The sequence below is a fragment of the Streptomyces sp. NBC_00370 genome, from assembly GCF_036084755.1.
Lineage (GTDB): Bacteria > Actinomycetota > Actinomycetes > Streptomycetales > Streptomycetaceae > Streptomyces.
The window spans coordinates 1,520,329-1,532,741 of the sequence record NZ_CP107968.1; the positions used below are offsets into that span (position 1 = coordinate 1,520,329).

A 12,413-nucleotide genomic window follows, 5' to 3' on the forward strand; every position below is an offset into this window, starting at 1 on the left:
ACGGTTCCGTAAATTAAACGGAACGACGTTCCGATTTCAGCGCCGTCCGAACCAGGCGTCGCTGACCGCTGAATGGATCCCCAGCATGAGTGAACCTTCCGCCACCCCCGTCCTGTCCGTCGCACCCGTCGTGCTGCCGGCTCCCGGCCGCGCCGTGGACCTGGAGATACGCGTCTCCGCGCCCGTGACCGGCAGCGACCTGCCGGTGATCCTGCTCTCGCACGGCCAGGGTTTCTCCAACCACCTCTCCTCGCTGAACGGCTACGCGCCCCTCGCCCAGTTCTGGGCGGCGCAGGGCTTCGTCGTCATCCAGCCCACCCATCTGAGTTCCAGGTCGCTGAGCCTGGATCCCGCCACTCCCGGGGCGCCGCTGTTCTGGCGCTCGCGCGCCGAGGACATGCGGGCGGTCCTCGACCAGCTCGACGCGGTCGAGGCCGCCGTACCGCAGCTCGTCGGGCGCCTGGACCGGAACAGGGTCGCGGTGGCGGGCCACTCCATGGGCGGCCACACCGCGAGCCTGCTGCTCGGCGCCCGGCTCACCGACCCGGACGACGGCGTGGAGGTGAACATGGCCGAGCCGCGGATCAAGGCGGGGGTCCTGCTCGGCGCGCCCGGCAGGGGTGGCGACGCCCTCAGCGAGATCGCGGCTACGAACTACCCCGTCTTCCTGACCACGGACTTTTCCGCGATGACGACGCCCACGCTCGTGGTCGCCGGCGACAAGGACACCTCCACCCATCTGACGGTCAACGGCCCGGACTGGCATGCCGATCCGTACCTCCTCGCCCCCGGCCCCAAGTCCCTGCTCACCGTCTTCGGAGCGGAACACGGCTTCGGCGGGGTCTCCGGTTACGACGTCGCCGAGACCACCGACGAGAACCCCGGGCGGGTGGCCGCGGTCGCGCGGCTGACCTCGGCGTATCTCCGCAGCGAGCTGTACCCCGGAGACACCGCCTGGCAGGACGCACGCGCCGCGCTGACCGGCGGTCCCGACGCGCTCGGACGGATCGAGTCCAAGTAGGTCGGCTTCCGCGCCGGGAGGGGTCCCGGCGCGGACGGGTTGGATCCGGTGCGGGGAATCCCCTCGAACCAGGAGGTCCAACTGATGAGTACGGGTATGCGCTCACGCACGGCGACGGCTGCGCTGACGGTGTCGATGGCGGTCGCGCTGGGGCTCGGTGTGACAACGGCGGCGTACGGCGCCGGCCAGGGGCCCTGCTACGACGGCCGGTGTGACATCACGGTCTCGAAGCCCAGGACGATCAAGGTCAACAGCAACCGCTTCGGCTTCGCGAACCTGAAGGTCACACACACCGGCCCCGACGTGGTGAAGGTGTCGGCCGCCGTCACGGGCGGCGGCGCCCACCTCGGCGGCAGCGCCGGCGCCGGCGGCCTGGTCAGGCTCAACAACCTGGACATCTATGTGAATTCGATCTCCGGCCACAAGGCAAAGCTCAGCCTGTACCCGGCGTCCTGACACCCGGCAGACAGCCACCATCCCGGCGCGGTCCGCGACGCGCCGGGGTGGTCTCCGTGCGGCTACCAGTCCAGGGTGACCGGTACGAACGGGGCGTCCTCCGGTGCTGTCTTGCGGGCCCGCAAGGCTGTTTCCGCCGGCTCGCCGACCGGGACACGGAGCGGCGGGTCCGGGTGTTCGATCGTGTCCGCCACCGCCACGGCCACGTCCTCGGGGGTGACCGGCTCGAAGATGGACGTGCCACGCAGCGGGCCGAACTGTGCGAACAGGGGCGTGTACGGGTCGTTCTCCTTGAAGAAGGACTTGGCCCGCTCGGCTCCGCCCGAGGAGACCGTGCCCGGCTGGAGGATGCTCACCTTGACGCCGAAGTGGCCCGCCTCGACCGCCAGTGTCTCGGCGAACGCCTCAAGTGCCCACTTGCTGGCGGCATACGGGCCGATGATCGGCACGACCAGCCGGCCCTGGATGCTGGAGACGAAGACAAGCCGGCCCGCGCCGCGCTCACGCATCGCGGGCAGCAGACCCTGCACCACCCGCAGCGGACCGAAGGTGTTGAGCTGGAAGAGGGCTTCGACCTCGGAGACCGGCACGCTCTCCAAGGGCGCGCGGACCGTCGCGCCCGCGTTGCTGACCAGTACGTCGATCTCACCGGCCGCCCGGACGGCCTCGTCCACACTTCCCTGGTCGGTGACGTCGAGCCGTAGCCGCTGGTCGACGGGGAGGTCGTCGAGGTCGTCGGTCCTGCGGGCCGTGGCGACGACCCGGTGGCCCCGGCGGGCGAGTTCGACGGCGATGGCGCGGCCGATACCTCTGGAGGCGCCGGTGATGAGCACGGACGTCATGTCGGTCTCCTCCTCACCCGAGAAGCGAGCACGAGAGCTGTTCGGGTCGACAGGATCGCCGCACACCACGGGACGACGTGTGTTCCCCTTGGGAAAACGACGCTATACCGCGATCGGACCGACCGCATGCCCAGGGATTCTCAGCTGGTCACCTGGTCGGTGAGCAGGGCGGCGTCGGCACCGCGCGGTGCAGGAGAGTCCGAGCCGCCGCGCCGACACGGCAGCGCCTGGATCGTCGTCATGCGCGCTGGTCTCCGTCCGGCGCTTCGTCCACGGCGTGGTCCGAGGGGAAGACCAAGGCCGCCACCGCGGTCGCGACGGCCGCCACCGCGGGGCCGAGGCGCAGGTCGAGGGTCATGGCGCCGGAGGCCGTCAGCGAGCCCAGGACGAGCATGACGACCACGACGACGCGGATGGGCGCGTGCTTACCGCTGCCGTCGGCGGCGTCTTGCGCCAGGCTGGTCAGGGTGCCGGTGACGAACGTCGTGGTCACCCCGGACGAGCGCTCGTACCGCTTGGCCGCTGCGGTCTGGGCGCCCATGGCCGCCGCCGACACGGCGAGCAGCCCCAGCCGCAGCGCGGATCCAGGCCCGGGTCCTGAGCCGGAGCCGTTTCCCGAACTGGCGGCGATCGCGGCGAGCAGGGCGGCGTTGAGCCCCACCACGCTCCACAGCACCCGGCGGATCGCGCGCCGCTGACCGTCCGGCCGTACCGGTGTGGCCAGGGACGCGGCGTACACCGCGAGCAGGAAGGCGGCCAGTGCGGTGGCCGCTCCGGTCACGAGGTCGCCGTACGCCGGCTGGGCGGTGAGCCCGGCCAGCACGAGGCTGCCGGTCATGTTCGCGGTGAACACCCCGCCGAGCTGCGCGAAGGCGAAGGCGTCGCCGGCGCCCGCCGCGTACGACATCAGCGCCGACACGGTGGCCAGGCGCCCTCTCCCGGAGGGCGCGGATACGGAGGGCACAGGCGTGGCTCAGGCTGTCTTCGCGGGGGCGGTCGGGTTCTTGCGAGCGACGACGAGCGGGTCGGCCGGGGTGAAGGGGGACTCCGGCGACAGTGCGGGCATGGGGAACCTTTCATGTCATAGGTTCGTCCTATATGCCCACTATCCCCATCGACCTCACCGCCCCTGACGCGTTCGAGTGACCCCCGTGGAGCGGCCACGCCTCGCCGCCGCCCCACCGCGTCACTGCGGCCCGTCGAGAAGCGCCGCCTCCTCGCGCAACGCGCCGACCACCACGGCCACTTCGGCCGTGGGCGGGTCCGCGGTGACCGCTACGGCGGACCGGCCGAACCATGACGGGTCCTCCACCGCGACGGTGCGCACGCCCGCCGGTACGGATGCCGCTGCCAGCCGGGGCAGTACGGTGATGCCGAGCCCGGCGGCGACAAGCCCGAGGCGGGTGGGCCACTCCCGGGCCGCGTGGGCGATCCGGGGGTGCTCCAGGGTCGGCCACGCGCCGAACTGGGGATCGTCACGCAGGCCCTTTCCCACGATCCACGGTTCCGTGGCGAGTTCGGCGACGGCGACGCTGTCACGGCCCGCGAACCGGTGGGCGGCGGGCAGGGCGACGAGCAGACCGCCCTCCAGCAGCAACTCGCTCCGCAGGCCGTCGAGATCGTAGGCGGGCAGGTCGGATCCGACGCCGATCACGGCGACTTCGATCCGATGCGCCCGCAACTGCCGTAGCTGTGTGGGCGAGGAGCCCTCCGCGAGGTCCACCTCCAGCCCCGGGTGCTCCCGTCCGAGCCGTGCCATCGCGCGGGGTACGAGCACGGCCGCGGCGGCGGGGAAGGCGGCGACGGTCACGCGCCCGGTGACATGGTCCCGCAGTCCCGCGATGTCCCGGTCGGCGCCGTCGATCTCGTGCAGTACCGTCGCCGCCCGCCGGGCCAGGAGCCGTCCGGCCGGCGACGGGCTCACCCCACGGGCGCCCCGTACGAACAGCGCGGCGCCGGCGGCGGTCTCCATGGCGGCGACCTGGCGGGACACGGCCGACTGCGTGTACCCGAGCGCGTCGGCCGCCGCCGTGAACGATCCGGTGTCGACCACGGCGGAAACGACCCGGAGACCGTTGATCGTGAACTCGCTCATGACCTCCACCCTAGTCGCCGGCCATGCGCAACACGCATAGCTCCTGTGCTTGATCATCGCTGGTGGAATGACTCGGGGCGGCGCAGTGTGGAGGTGTCGGAGAGCGACAGCTCACACAGGAGGCACCAGTTATGACGAAGACATGGTTCATCACCGGAACATCACGGGGATTCGGCAACGAGTGGGCACGGGCCGCGCTGGAGCGCGGTGACCGGGTGGCGGCGACCGCCCGCGACCTGAGCAGGCCCGCCGAACTGGCCGACCGCTACGGGGACGCGGTGCTGCCGATCCAGCTGGACGTCACCGACCGCGCGGCGGTGGGTGCGGCGGTGCGCAAGGCGTACGACCACTTCGGCTCGCTGGACGTCGTCGTCAACAACGCGGGCTACGGCCACTTCGGCATGGTCGAGGAGGTGACCGAGAGCGAGCTGCGCGCGCAGCTGGAGACGAACTTCTTCGGCGCCGTGTGGGTCACCCAGGCCGCCCTTCCCCTCATGCGGGAGCAGCGCCGTGGGCACATCCTCCAAGTGACCAGCGAGGGCGGGGTGCGGGCGTACCCCGGGATCGGCGCGTACCACGCGTCGAAGTGGGCCCTGGAGGGACTGTCCGAGTCGCTGGCGCAGGAGGTGGCGCCGTTCGGCATCCACGTCACCAGTGTGGAGCCCGGCCCCTACGCGACCGACTGGCTCGACCGGGGAGCGCGCCGCAGCGCGTCGCATCCCGACTACGCCGGGGTCCGCGAGACGACGGCGCCGGAGTTCGAGGTCGGCGACCCGCGCGCCACACGCGAGGCGATCCTGCGGATCGTCGACGCGCCTGAGCCACCGCTGCGGGTCTTCCTCGGCAAGTCCTTTCCCGCTGTGGCCGAGCTGTACGAGGAGCGGCTGCGGACCTGGCGCGATTGGCAGCCGGTCTCCGTGGCGGCGTTCGGCTGACGTCGTAGGCTGACTACGCACTGCTTGATCGCACTGCTGGTGCGACGGACGGCCAATCGGCGCCGGAGATCGTTCGGCGCCGGTACGAACGAGACTGGAGAGCCGGTTGACGGTCGAATCTTTTCCGGGGCCCGAGCCGCAATCGGTGCTCAGCCCGCTGACCACCGGTGCGATCTTCCTGGTGGTCACGGTCGACGCCGGGGGCGAGGAGACGGTGCAGGACCTGCTGGCCGATCTGTCCGGCCTCGAACGCGCCTTCGGGTTCGGGGCGCCCGACGGCGCGCTGAGCTGTGTCGCCGGGATCGGCGCCGGCCTGTGGGACCGGCTGTTCGAGCTGCCCAGGCCGGTGGGGCTGCATCCCTTCAAGGAGCTGGTCGGGGCCCGGCACCGCGCGGTCGCCACCCCGGGCGACCTGCTCTTCCACATCCGGGCCACCCGGCCTGACCTGTGCTTCGCGCTGGCGACCGAGATCATGGACCGGCTGCGCGGCGCGGTCACCGTGCGGGACGAGGTCCAGGGGTTCAAGTACCTGGACACCCGTGACCTGATGGGTTTCGTCGACGGCACCGAGAACCCGGTCGGCGGCGCCGCCCGTACGGCGGTCCTGGTCGGCGACGAGGACCCCGCCCACACCGGCGGCAGCTATGTGATCGTGCAGAAGTACCTGCACGACCTGGATGCCTGGAACACCCTGCCCGTCGAGGCGCAGGAGAAGATCATCGGCCGTAAGAAGCTCAACAACGTCGAGCTGGACGAGGACGCCTCGCACGTCGCGCTGACGACCATCGTGGGTCCCGACGGTGACGAGCAGCAGATCCTGCGGGACAACATGCCCTTCGGCAGCCCGGGTCGCGGCGAGTTCGGTACGTACTTCATCGGCTATTCGCGCACGCCGGACGTCACGGAACAGATGCTGCGCAACATGTTCCTCGGCGCGCCGAACGCGAGCCACGACCGCATCCTGGACTTCTCGACCGCCGTGACCGGCACCCTCTTCTTCGCCCCGTCCGTGGACTTCCTCGACGGCCTTCCCGACTCGGCTTCGGCCACCACCTCCGTACCCCGGCCCGCGGTCACGCCCGCCGACGGCAGCCTGGGGATCGGCGACCTGAACAGGAGCACCGCCCGGTGAACAATCTGCACCGCGATCTCGCCCCCGTCTCCGCTGCCGCCTGGGCCGATCTGGAGGCCGAGGCGCAGCGCACCTTCAAGCGCAATGTGGCCGCCCGCCGGATCGTGGACGTGCCCGAGCCCGGGGGGCCTGAGCTGGCCGCCGTGGCCACCGGGCATCTCGACCCGGTCGCCGCGCCCGCCGAGGGCGTCCTGGCGCACACCCGCCACTCGCAGCCCGTCGTGGAGCTGCGCGTCCCGTTCACCGTGGACCGGCAGCAGGTGGACGACGTGGAGCGGGGCGCCCAGGACGCCGACTGGCAGCCGGTGAAGGACGCCGCGCGGCGGCTGGCCTTCGCCGAGGACCGGGCCGTCTTCGAGGGGTATCCGGAGGCGGGTATCGAGGGCATCCGCGCCGGCTCGTCCAACCCGGCGGTGCCGCTCCCCGCCGATGTGCGCGAGTACCCGAACGCCGTGAGCCGTGCCATCACCGCGCTGCGGCTGGCCGGTGTCGAGGGCCCGTACACCCTGGCGCTGAGCGCCGACGCGTACACCGCGGTGAACGAGACGTCGGACCACGGCTATCCCATCCACGAACACATCGCGCGTCTCCTCGACGGCGACATCATCTGGGCCCCGGCCATCGACGGCGCGTTCCTGCTGTCGGCCCGGGGCGGGGACTTCGAACTGCGCCTGGGGCAGGACGTGTCCATCGGTTATCTCAGCCATGACGCGACGAGTGTGCAGCTGTACTTCCAGGAGACGCTGACGTTCCTGGTGCACACCAGCGAGGCCGTCGTCGCGCTCACGCCCTAAAGGCCGGGGGCGAGGACCGCTGTGGCCCACTCCTCGTCGGTGGCCGCGAGGAGTGGGGCCGTGCGCGCCGCAGGCAGCAGCGGGCCGTGGTCGGCGGTGACCCGGAGCGCCGACACCGCTGTGAGATGGCCGAGCCGCAGGGCGGCGACCGGGCCGCCGCCCTGGCGCGTGCCCGCCAGGAAGCCGGCCGCGAACGCGTCGCCCGCGCCGACCGGTTCGGCCACGTCCGTGGTGAGCGCGGGCACCGTGTACGACTCCGGGCCGACGAAGGCCGTGGCGGAGCGGGAGCCGTCCTTGACGACCAGGGTCCCCGGCCCGGGCAGCAACGCGCGTACCGCCTCCGGGTCCTTCAGGTCCGCGCCCCACAGCGCCTGGGCCTCGTCCAGCCCGACGAAGACGATGTCGGCGCGTCCGGCCAGTGCCCGCAGCGTTGTGGCGGCCGTCCCTGCCGGGGTGCCGGACCACAGTGCGGGGCGGTGGTTGACGTCGAAGCTGACCCGGTACGGCCGGTCGGGGGCGAGGACCGCCTCCACCAGCGCGTGGCAACTGGCGGACAGTGCCGGGGTGATGCCCGTGACATGGACGAGTCCGGCGTCGGACAGGCCGCCGTCCCGCAGGAGTTCGGGCCCCAGTGCGGCGGCCGCCGAACCGCGCCGGTAGTAGTGGACGCGGGTGGCGTCCCGCCCCGGGTCCTTGATCAGCAGCCCGGTGGGGCGCTCCGGGTCGGTGCGTACGCCGGAGACATCGACGCCGGAAGCGGCGACGCGCTCCCGTATCCGGCGCCCGAACGGATCGGCGCCCAGCGCGGACACCCAGCGGGCGGGCACACCGTGGTCGGCGAGATACATCGCCACGTTCGACTCGGCGCCCGCGATGTCGATCCGCAGCAGGTCGGCGGTGTCGAGTGGGGTGACCGGGTCCGGTGCGAGAGCCGCCATCGTCTCGCCGACGCAGACAACAGGGCCGCTCATGCCGGGCCTTCGGCGGCCGGTACCCCGGTGCGTACGACATCGAGGAACGTCCTCGTCCGCGCCCGCAGCGCCTCCAGGTCTCCGCCGTCCGCCGCGTCACCGATCAGTGGGGACCCGACGCCCACAGCCGTCGCACCGGCCGCCAGATACTCGGCCGCTGCAGTCGCGTCCACTCCCCCGACCGGCACGAACGGCAGCCCGGGGAACGGGCCGCGCAGCGCCCGCAGATAGGCGGGGCCGCCCGCCTGCGCCGCCGGGAATATCTTGAGCGCCTCGGCGCCGAGCCGCAGCGCCGACAGGATGTCCGTGGGCGTCATCACCCCGGCGAGCACCGGCAGTCCGAGTTCCCTGGCCGCCGTGACTCCGTCGCCGACGGCGGGTGTCACGACGAAATCGGCTCCCGCTCCGTGCGCCGCGCGCGCGTCGTCGGCGCTCAGCACCGTACCCGCGCCGAGGGGTGCGTCAGGCCCCAGTGCGGCCCTGGCCCGGTTGATCACCGTGAGCGCGTCCCTGCCGCTCAGCGAGACCTCGACCAGGGCGACGCCCTCCTCGACGAGGGTCAGTACGGTCTTCAGCGCGGCGTCCGGGTCGTCGCCGCGCACGATGGCGACCAGACGGTGCGCGTGCAGCGCGCCGAGCAGATCCATGGGGTGGTTCCTTTCACCTGCGGTGTGTCGTTGTCATGGTCAGGCGCCAGCGGACCTCGCCCGCCGCCGGGACGCGGGCCGCGTCCTCCTCCCCCGCCGCCGCCAGGTCGAAGACGCGGCCGAGCATGGGCTCCACACCGACGGACCGGTACGGCGCGTCGTCGGGAAAGCCGCCGAGGTTGCGCCAGAGGGCGATCGAGACGGGTTGTCCCGGGGCCTCCAGCGCGAGTGTCAGTGTGTCGGGACCGTCGTGGACGGCCGCCTCCGGTGTGTTGATCACGGCTCCGAGCGCCGTGCCGTCGTCGGGTCCGAGCCGGTCCAGCCGTACGCCGCCGACGCGCGGCCACTGCCCGCGGACGGTGTCCGAGCCGCCGTCCGGGTACAGCGAAAGCCCTGCCCTGTCACGCAGTTCGACCGTGGCCGCCTCGGAGACGTCCAGCAGCGCGTGCGCCGCCCAGAGGAAGCGGTAGCCCGGCTCGGCGGTCAGCCGGTAGTCGACGGCCGTGCGCCCCGGCCGCGTACGGATACGGCGGACGAGCCGGAAGTCCGGGCAGTCCACGGCCTCTTCGCCCGCGCCCACGCGCACCCAGGGCCTGCTCCAGGCCACGCCGTGGTCCGGGGTGCCGCGTACCGTCGGAACACACTCCTCAAGGCCGCCGGCGTCCGCGAAGGCGTCCCCCGGCCGTACGCCGTCCCTGCGCGGCTCGTCCCGGTGCCACAGCCACTCCCGGCCGCCGTCCGCGCGCAGGGAGGTCCAACGCCCGCCGTGCGCGGCATCCGTGACGACCTGCGGGCCGGTCACCGCACCACTCGTCGCGTCGCTCACCATTCGGCGAACGATCCGTCCTCGTGCCGCCAGACCGGGTTGCGCCAGGCGTGTCCTGACCGGTCCGCCGCCCGTACCGCCGCCTCGTCCACGGTGATGCCGAGCCCCGGCAGCTCCGTGCGGTGCGCCTGCCCGGCCACGAACCGGAAGGGCTCGGTGTCGACGAGGTACGACAGCAGGTCGGCCTCCTTGTTGTAGTGGATGCCCCTGCTCTGCTCCTGGATGAGGAAGTTGGGTGTGCAGAAGGCGATTTGCAGACTGGCGGCGAGCGCGATCGGGCCGAGCGGGCAGTGCGGGGCCAGCAGCGCCCCGTACGTCTCGGCGAGCGACGCGATCCGGTGGACCTCGGATATACCGCCGGCGTGCGACAGGTCCGGCTGGGCCACCGCTATCCCGGCGGTCAGGGCGGGCAGGAACTCCGAGCGCCCGTAGAGCCGTTCACCGGTCGCGATCGGCACGTTCACGGCCGCCACCAGACCCGCCAGCAGGTGGTTGTGCTCGGGCAGCAGCGGCTCCTCGGCGAACAGCGGCTGCAGCGGGGCTATTTCATGCAGCACCCGGCGCGCGCCGGCCGGGCTGAACCGGCCGTGGAAGTCCACCGCCACGTCCCGCTCAGGGCCCAGCACCTCCCTGACGGCCGCCACCCGTGCCACCACGGCCGCCGTCTCGGCCGGTGTGGACAGCGGTGACGTACGGCCCGCCGCGTTCATCTTGACGGCGGTGAAGCCCGCTTCGACCTGCTCGGTGACATCCTCGGTGAGCTGGCCGGGTTCGTCCCCGCCGACCCAGGCGTAGACCCGTACGGAGTCCCTGACCGGGCCGCCGAGCAGCGCGTGCACCGGCGCTCCGTACGTCTTGCCCGCGATGTCCCACAGGGCCTGGTCGAGGCCGGCGACGGCGCTGGAGAGCACGGGCCCGCCCCGGTAGAAGCCGCCCTTGGTCATCACCTGCCAGTGGTCCTGGATCCGCAACGGGTCCTGGCCCACGAGGTGTTCGGCGAGTACGTCGACGGCGGCGCGCACCACTTCGGCCCGGCCCTCCACCACCGGCTCGCCCCAGCCGACCACCCCGTCGTCGGTCTCGATCCGGCAGAACAGCCAGCGGGGCGCCACCAGGAACGTCTCGACGCGAACGATCTTCACTTCGGCTCGGTGCCTTTCGTACGGGGGGTGCCGTGGACCTTGTCGAGGTCGCGTACCGCCTGGTCGAGCAGGGCGCGCATGGCGCGTTCAGCGGCGTCCTGGTCCTGCGCCCGTACCGCGTCGAGCACGGCCCGGTGGCTCGGTACGGGGTCCTCACCGTGCGGCGAGCTGTGCACGATCTCGTCGCGGTGGGCGAGGCCCGACTCGATGACCATCTCCATCCGTTCGAGGAGTTCGTTGTGGGTCGCTGCGAGCAGCGCCCGGTGGAAGGCGAGGTCGGCCTCGACGGCGTGGCCGGGGCCGCCTGTTCCCTCGACGGTGGCCATGGCGGTCAGTGCCGCTTCCAGTGCCTGGAGGTCGTCGTCGGTGCGGCGTTCGGCGGCGAGCCTGACGGCGGCCGGCTCGATGATGCCGCGCACCTCACCGAGGTGGCGCAGCAGTCCGAGGTCGGCGCCGGAGCTGGTGCCTTCGGCGAACTGCCAGCGCAGCACGTCGGCGTCGAGCAGGTTCCAGTCGGCCCGCGCCCTGACGAAGGTGCCGCGCTTCTGCCGCGCGTCGACCATGCCCTTGGCCGCCAGCACCTTCAGCGATTCCCGCAGGGCGGTCAGACTGACGTCCAACTCGCTCTGCAGTGCGGGGAGGTCGAGTGTCGCTCCCTCGGGGATCTCACCGCTGAGCACCCGGCGCGCGAGAGTCTCCACGGTCTGGCCGTGCACTCCGCGGCGCGCGTATGGCGTCATGTCGTTCTGCCTTTCTGCTGGTCGGTAGGGGGTACGGCGGGCGGTCAGGCCGATGCCTTGAGCACGCTCCAGCCGCCGTCGACGACCAGGCTCGTTCCGGTGATGTAGGAGGCTTCCCCTGCGGCGAGGAAGGTGATGGCGGCGGCCGCCTCCTCGGGTGTCCCGAACCGGCGGGCAGCGGTCTCGGCGACGCTGCGTTCCCGGTCGGCCTCCCCGACCCGGTCCCAGGCCGCGGTGAGGATCGGTCCCGGCAGCACGGCGTTGACCCGCACGTCGGGCCCGTACTCGACGGCGAGTTGGGAGCAGAGCGAGAGCAGGGCGCCCTTGGTCGCCGCGTACGCGGGGTGGCCGGGGATGCCCTTGTGCGCGTGGACCGACGAGACGAGGACGACGGATCCGGCGTTGTCCCGCAGATCGGGCAGGCAGGCCTTGAAGCCGAGGAAGCCGCCGGTGAGGTTGACGGCGAGCTGCCGCTCCCAGGAGGCGAGGGACATCTCGTGGGCGGGGGTGACGTCCACGGTGTAGGCGTTGCTGACGAGCACACCGACGGGTCCGTAGGTGTGCGCGGCGGCGACGATCCGGTCCCAGCCGTCCTGTTCGGCGACGTCCGCCCTGACGAAGACGGCGCGTCCGCCGTCGTCGCGTATGCGTGCGGCGGTGGTCTCGCCGCGCTCCGCCGTGATGTCGGCGAGGACGACGGCTGCGCCTTCGGCCGCGAGGCGTCGCGCCGCTGCGGCGCCGATGCCCGAGGCGGCTCCGGTGACCACGGCGACGCGGTCGGTGAAGCGGGCGGCAGAGTTCATGAGGCGGGT

The 12,413-nt window shown here is 72.2% G+C and carries 14 protein-coding genes; 5 read left to right on the forward strand and 9 right to left on the reverse strand.

What is annotated here, in order from left to right:
• Positions 1–85 precede the first annotated feature (85 nt).
• Positions 86–1,021: an alpha/beta hydrolase family protein gene (locus tag OHS57_RS06320; protein WP_328581315.1), complete on the forward strand. Its 936-nt coding sequence runs from the start codon at positions 86–88 to the stop codon at positions 1,019–1,021.
• An 84-nt stretch (positions 1,022–1,105) separates the two neighbouring features.
• Complete coding sequence (locus OHS57_RS06325; RefSeq protein WP_328581316.1) at positions 1,106–1,477, forward strand: hypothetical protein; 372 nt, start codon at positions 1,106–1,108, stop codon at positions 1,475–1,477.
• A gap of 62 nt (positions 1,478–1,539) precedes the next feature.
• Here OHS57_RS06325 and OHS57_RS06330 read toward each other — a convergent pair whose 3' ends face one another.
• The 3 genes from OHS57_RS06330 to OHS57_RS06340 form a co-directional block, all read right to left on the reverse strand.
• Complete coding sequence (locus tag OHS57_RS06330) at positions 1,540–2,319, reverse strand: SDR family oxidoreductase (RefSeq protein WP_041991905.1); 780 nt, start codon at positions 2,317–2,319, stop codon at positions 1,540–1,542.
• 238 nt (positions 2,320–2,557) lie between these two features.
• Positions 2,558–3,238, reverse strand: coding sequence for a DUF1275 family protein (locus OHS57_RS06335; protein ID WP_328581317.1), 681 nt, complete (start codon positions 3,236–3,238; stop codon positions 2,558–2,560).
• Between the two features lie 267 nt (positions 3,239–3,505).
• Positions 3,506–4,414, reverse strand: a complete 909-nt coding sequence (locus tag OHS57_RS06340; RefSeq protein ID WP_328581318.1) for a LysR family transcriptional regulator — start codon at positions 4,412–4,414, stop codon at positions 3,506–3,508.
• Between the two features lie 131 nt (positions 4,415–4,545).
• On the opposite strand from OHS57_RS06340, the gene OHS57_RS06345 reads away from it, so the two are divergent.
• From OHS57_RS06345 to OHS57_RS06355, 3 genes are all read left to right on the forward strand, one after another.
• Positions 4,546–5,349 (forward strand): SDR family NAD(P)-dependent oxidoreductase, encoded by an 804-nt coding sequence (locus OHS57_RS06345; protein WP_328581319.1) that lies wholly within the window; start codon positions 4,546–4,548, stop codon positions 5,347–5,349.
• 106 nt (positions 5,350–5,455) lie between these two features.
• A complete protein-coding gene (locus OHS57_RS06350) occupies positions 5,456–6,481 on the forward strand; it encodes a Dyp-type peroxidase (protein WP_328581320.1) in 1,026 nt (341 codons plus the stop codon).
• Positions 6,478–7,275, forward strand: coding sequence for a family 1 encapsulin nanocompartment shell protein (locus OHS57_RS06355; protein ID WP_328581321.1), 798 nt, complete (start codon positions 6,478–6,480; stop codon positions 7,273–7,275). Before OHS57_RS06350 ends, OHS57_RS06355 begins: the two co-directional genes overlap by 4 nt.
• On the opposite strand, the gene OHS57_RS06360 is transcribed toward OHS57_RS06355, so the two are convergent.
• The 6 genes from OHS57_RS06360 to OHS57_RS06385 are packed head-to-tail and all read right to left on the reverse strand — an operon-like array spanning position 7,272 to position 12,404.
• Positions 7,272–8,246 (reverse strand): sugar kinase, encoded by a 975-nt coding sequence (locus OHS57_RS06360; protein WP_328581322.1) that lies wholly within the window; start codon positions 8,244–8,246, stop codon positions 7,272–7,274. The genes OHS57_RS06355 and OHS57_RS06360 overlap by 4 nt on opposite strands.
• Positions 8,243–8,893, reverse strand: a complete 651-nt coding sequence (locus OHS57_RS06365; RefSeq protein WP_328581323.1) for a bifunctional 4-hydroxy-2-oxoglutarate aldolase/2-dehydro-3-deoxy-phosphogluconate aldolase — start codon at positions 8,891–8,893, stop codon at positions 8,243–8,245. Before OHS57_RS06365 ends, OHS57_RS06360 begins: the two co-directional genes overlap by 4 nt.
• Before the next feature lie 13 nt (positions 8,894–8,906).
• Positions 8,907–9,722: a hypothetical protein gene (locus tag OHS57_RS06370; RefSeq protein WP_328581324.1), complete on the reverse strand. Its 816-nt coding sequence runs from the start codon at positions 9,720–9,722 to the stop codon at positions 8,907–8,909.
• Positions 9,716–10,861, reverse strand: a complete 1,146-nt coding sequence (gene dgoD / locus OHS57_RS06375; RefSeq protein WP_041991893.1) for a galactonate dehydratase — start codon at positions 10,859–10,861, stop codon at positions 9,716–9,718. The genes OHS57_RS06370 and dgoD overlap by 7 nt, the downstream gene beginning before the upstream one ends.
• A complete protein-coding gene (locus tag OHS57_RS06380; protein WP_041991891.1) occupies positions 10,858–11,601 on the reverse strand; it encodes a FadR/GntR family transcriptional regulator in 744 nt (247 codons plus the stop codon). The genes dgoD and OHS57_RS06380 overlap by 4 nt, the downstream gene beginning before the upstream one ends.
• A gap of 44 nt (positions 11,602–11,645) precedes the next feature.
• Complete coding sequence (locus OHS57_RS06385) at positions 11,646–12,404, reverse strand: SDR family NAD(P)-dependent oxidoreductase (RefSeq protein WP_328581325.1); 759 nt, start codon at positions 12,402–12,404, stop codon at positions 11,646–11,648.
• Positions 12,405–12,413: the final 9 nt, after the last annotated feature.

Excerpts from the sequence above, each read along its gene's own strand:
- OHS57_RS06330 (WP_041991905.1), bottom strand. The coding sequence starts at position 2,319 with ATGACGTCCGTGCTCATCACCGGCGCCTCCAGAGGTATCGGCCGCGCC.
- OHS57_RS06345 (WP_328581319.1), top strand. The coding sequence starts at position 4,546 with ATGACGAAGACATGGTTCATCACCGGAACATCACGGGGATTCGGCAAC.
- OHS57_RS06360 (WP_328581322.1), bottom strand. The coding sequence starts at position 8,246 with ATGAGCGGCCCTGTTGTCTGCGTCGGCGAGACGATGGCGGCTCTCGCA.
- OHS57_RS06380 (WP_041991891.1), bottom strand. The coding sequence starts at position 11,601 with ATGACGCCATACGCGCGCCGCGGAGTGCACGGCCAGACCGTGGAGACT.
- OHS57_RS06340 (WP_328581318.1), bottom strand. The coding sequence starts at position 4,414 with ATGAGCGAGTTCACGATCAACGGTCTCCGGGTCGTTTCCGCCGTGGTC.
- OHS57_RS06370 (WP_328581324.1), bottom strand. The coding sequence starts at position 9,722 with ATGGTGAGCGACGCGACGAGTGGTGCGGTGACCGGCCCGCAGGTCGTC.
- OHS57_RS06365 (WP_328581323.1), bottom strand. The coding sequence starts at position 8,893 with ATGGATCTGCTCGGCGCGCTGCACGCGCACCGTCTGGTCGCCATCGTG.
- OHS57_RS06320 (WP_328581315.1), top strand. The coding sequence starts at position 86 with ATGAGTGAACCTTCCGCCACCCCCGTCCTGTCCGTCGCACCCGTCGTG.
- OHS57_RS06325 (WP_328581316.1), top strand. The coding sequence starts at position 1,106 with ATGAGTACGGGTATGCGCTCACGCACGGCGACGGCTGCGCTGACGGTG.
- OHS57_RS06385 (WP_328581325.1), bottom strand. The coding sequence starts at position 12,404 with ATGAACTCTGCCGCCCGCTTCACCGACCGCGTCGCCGTGGTCACCGGA.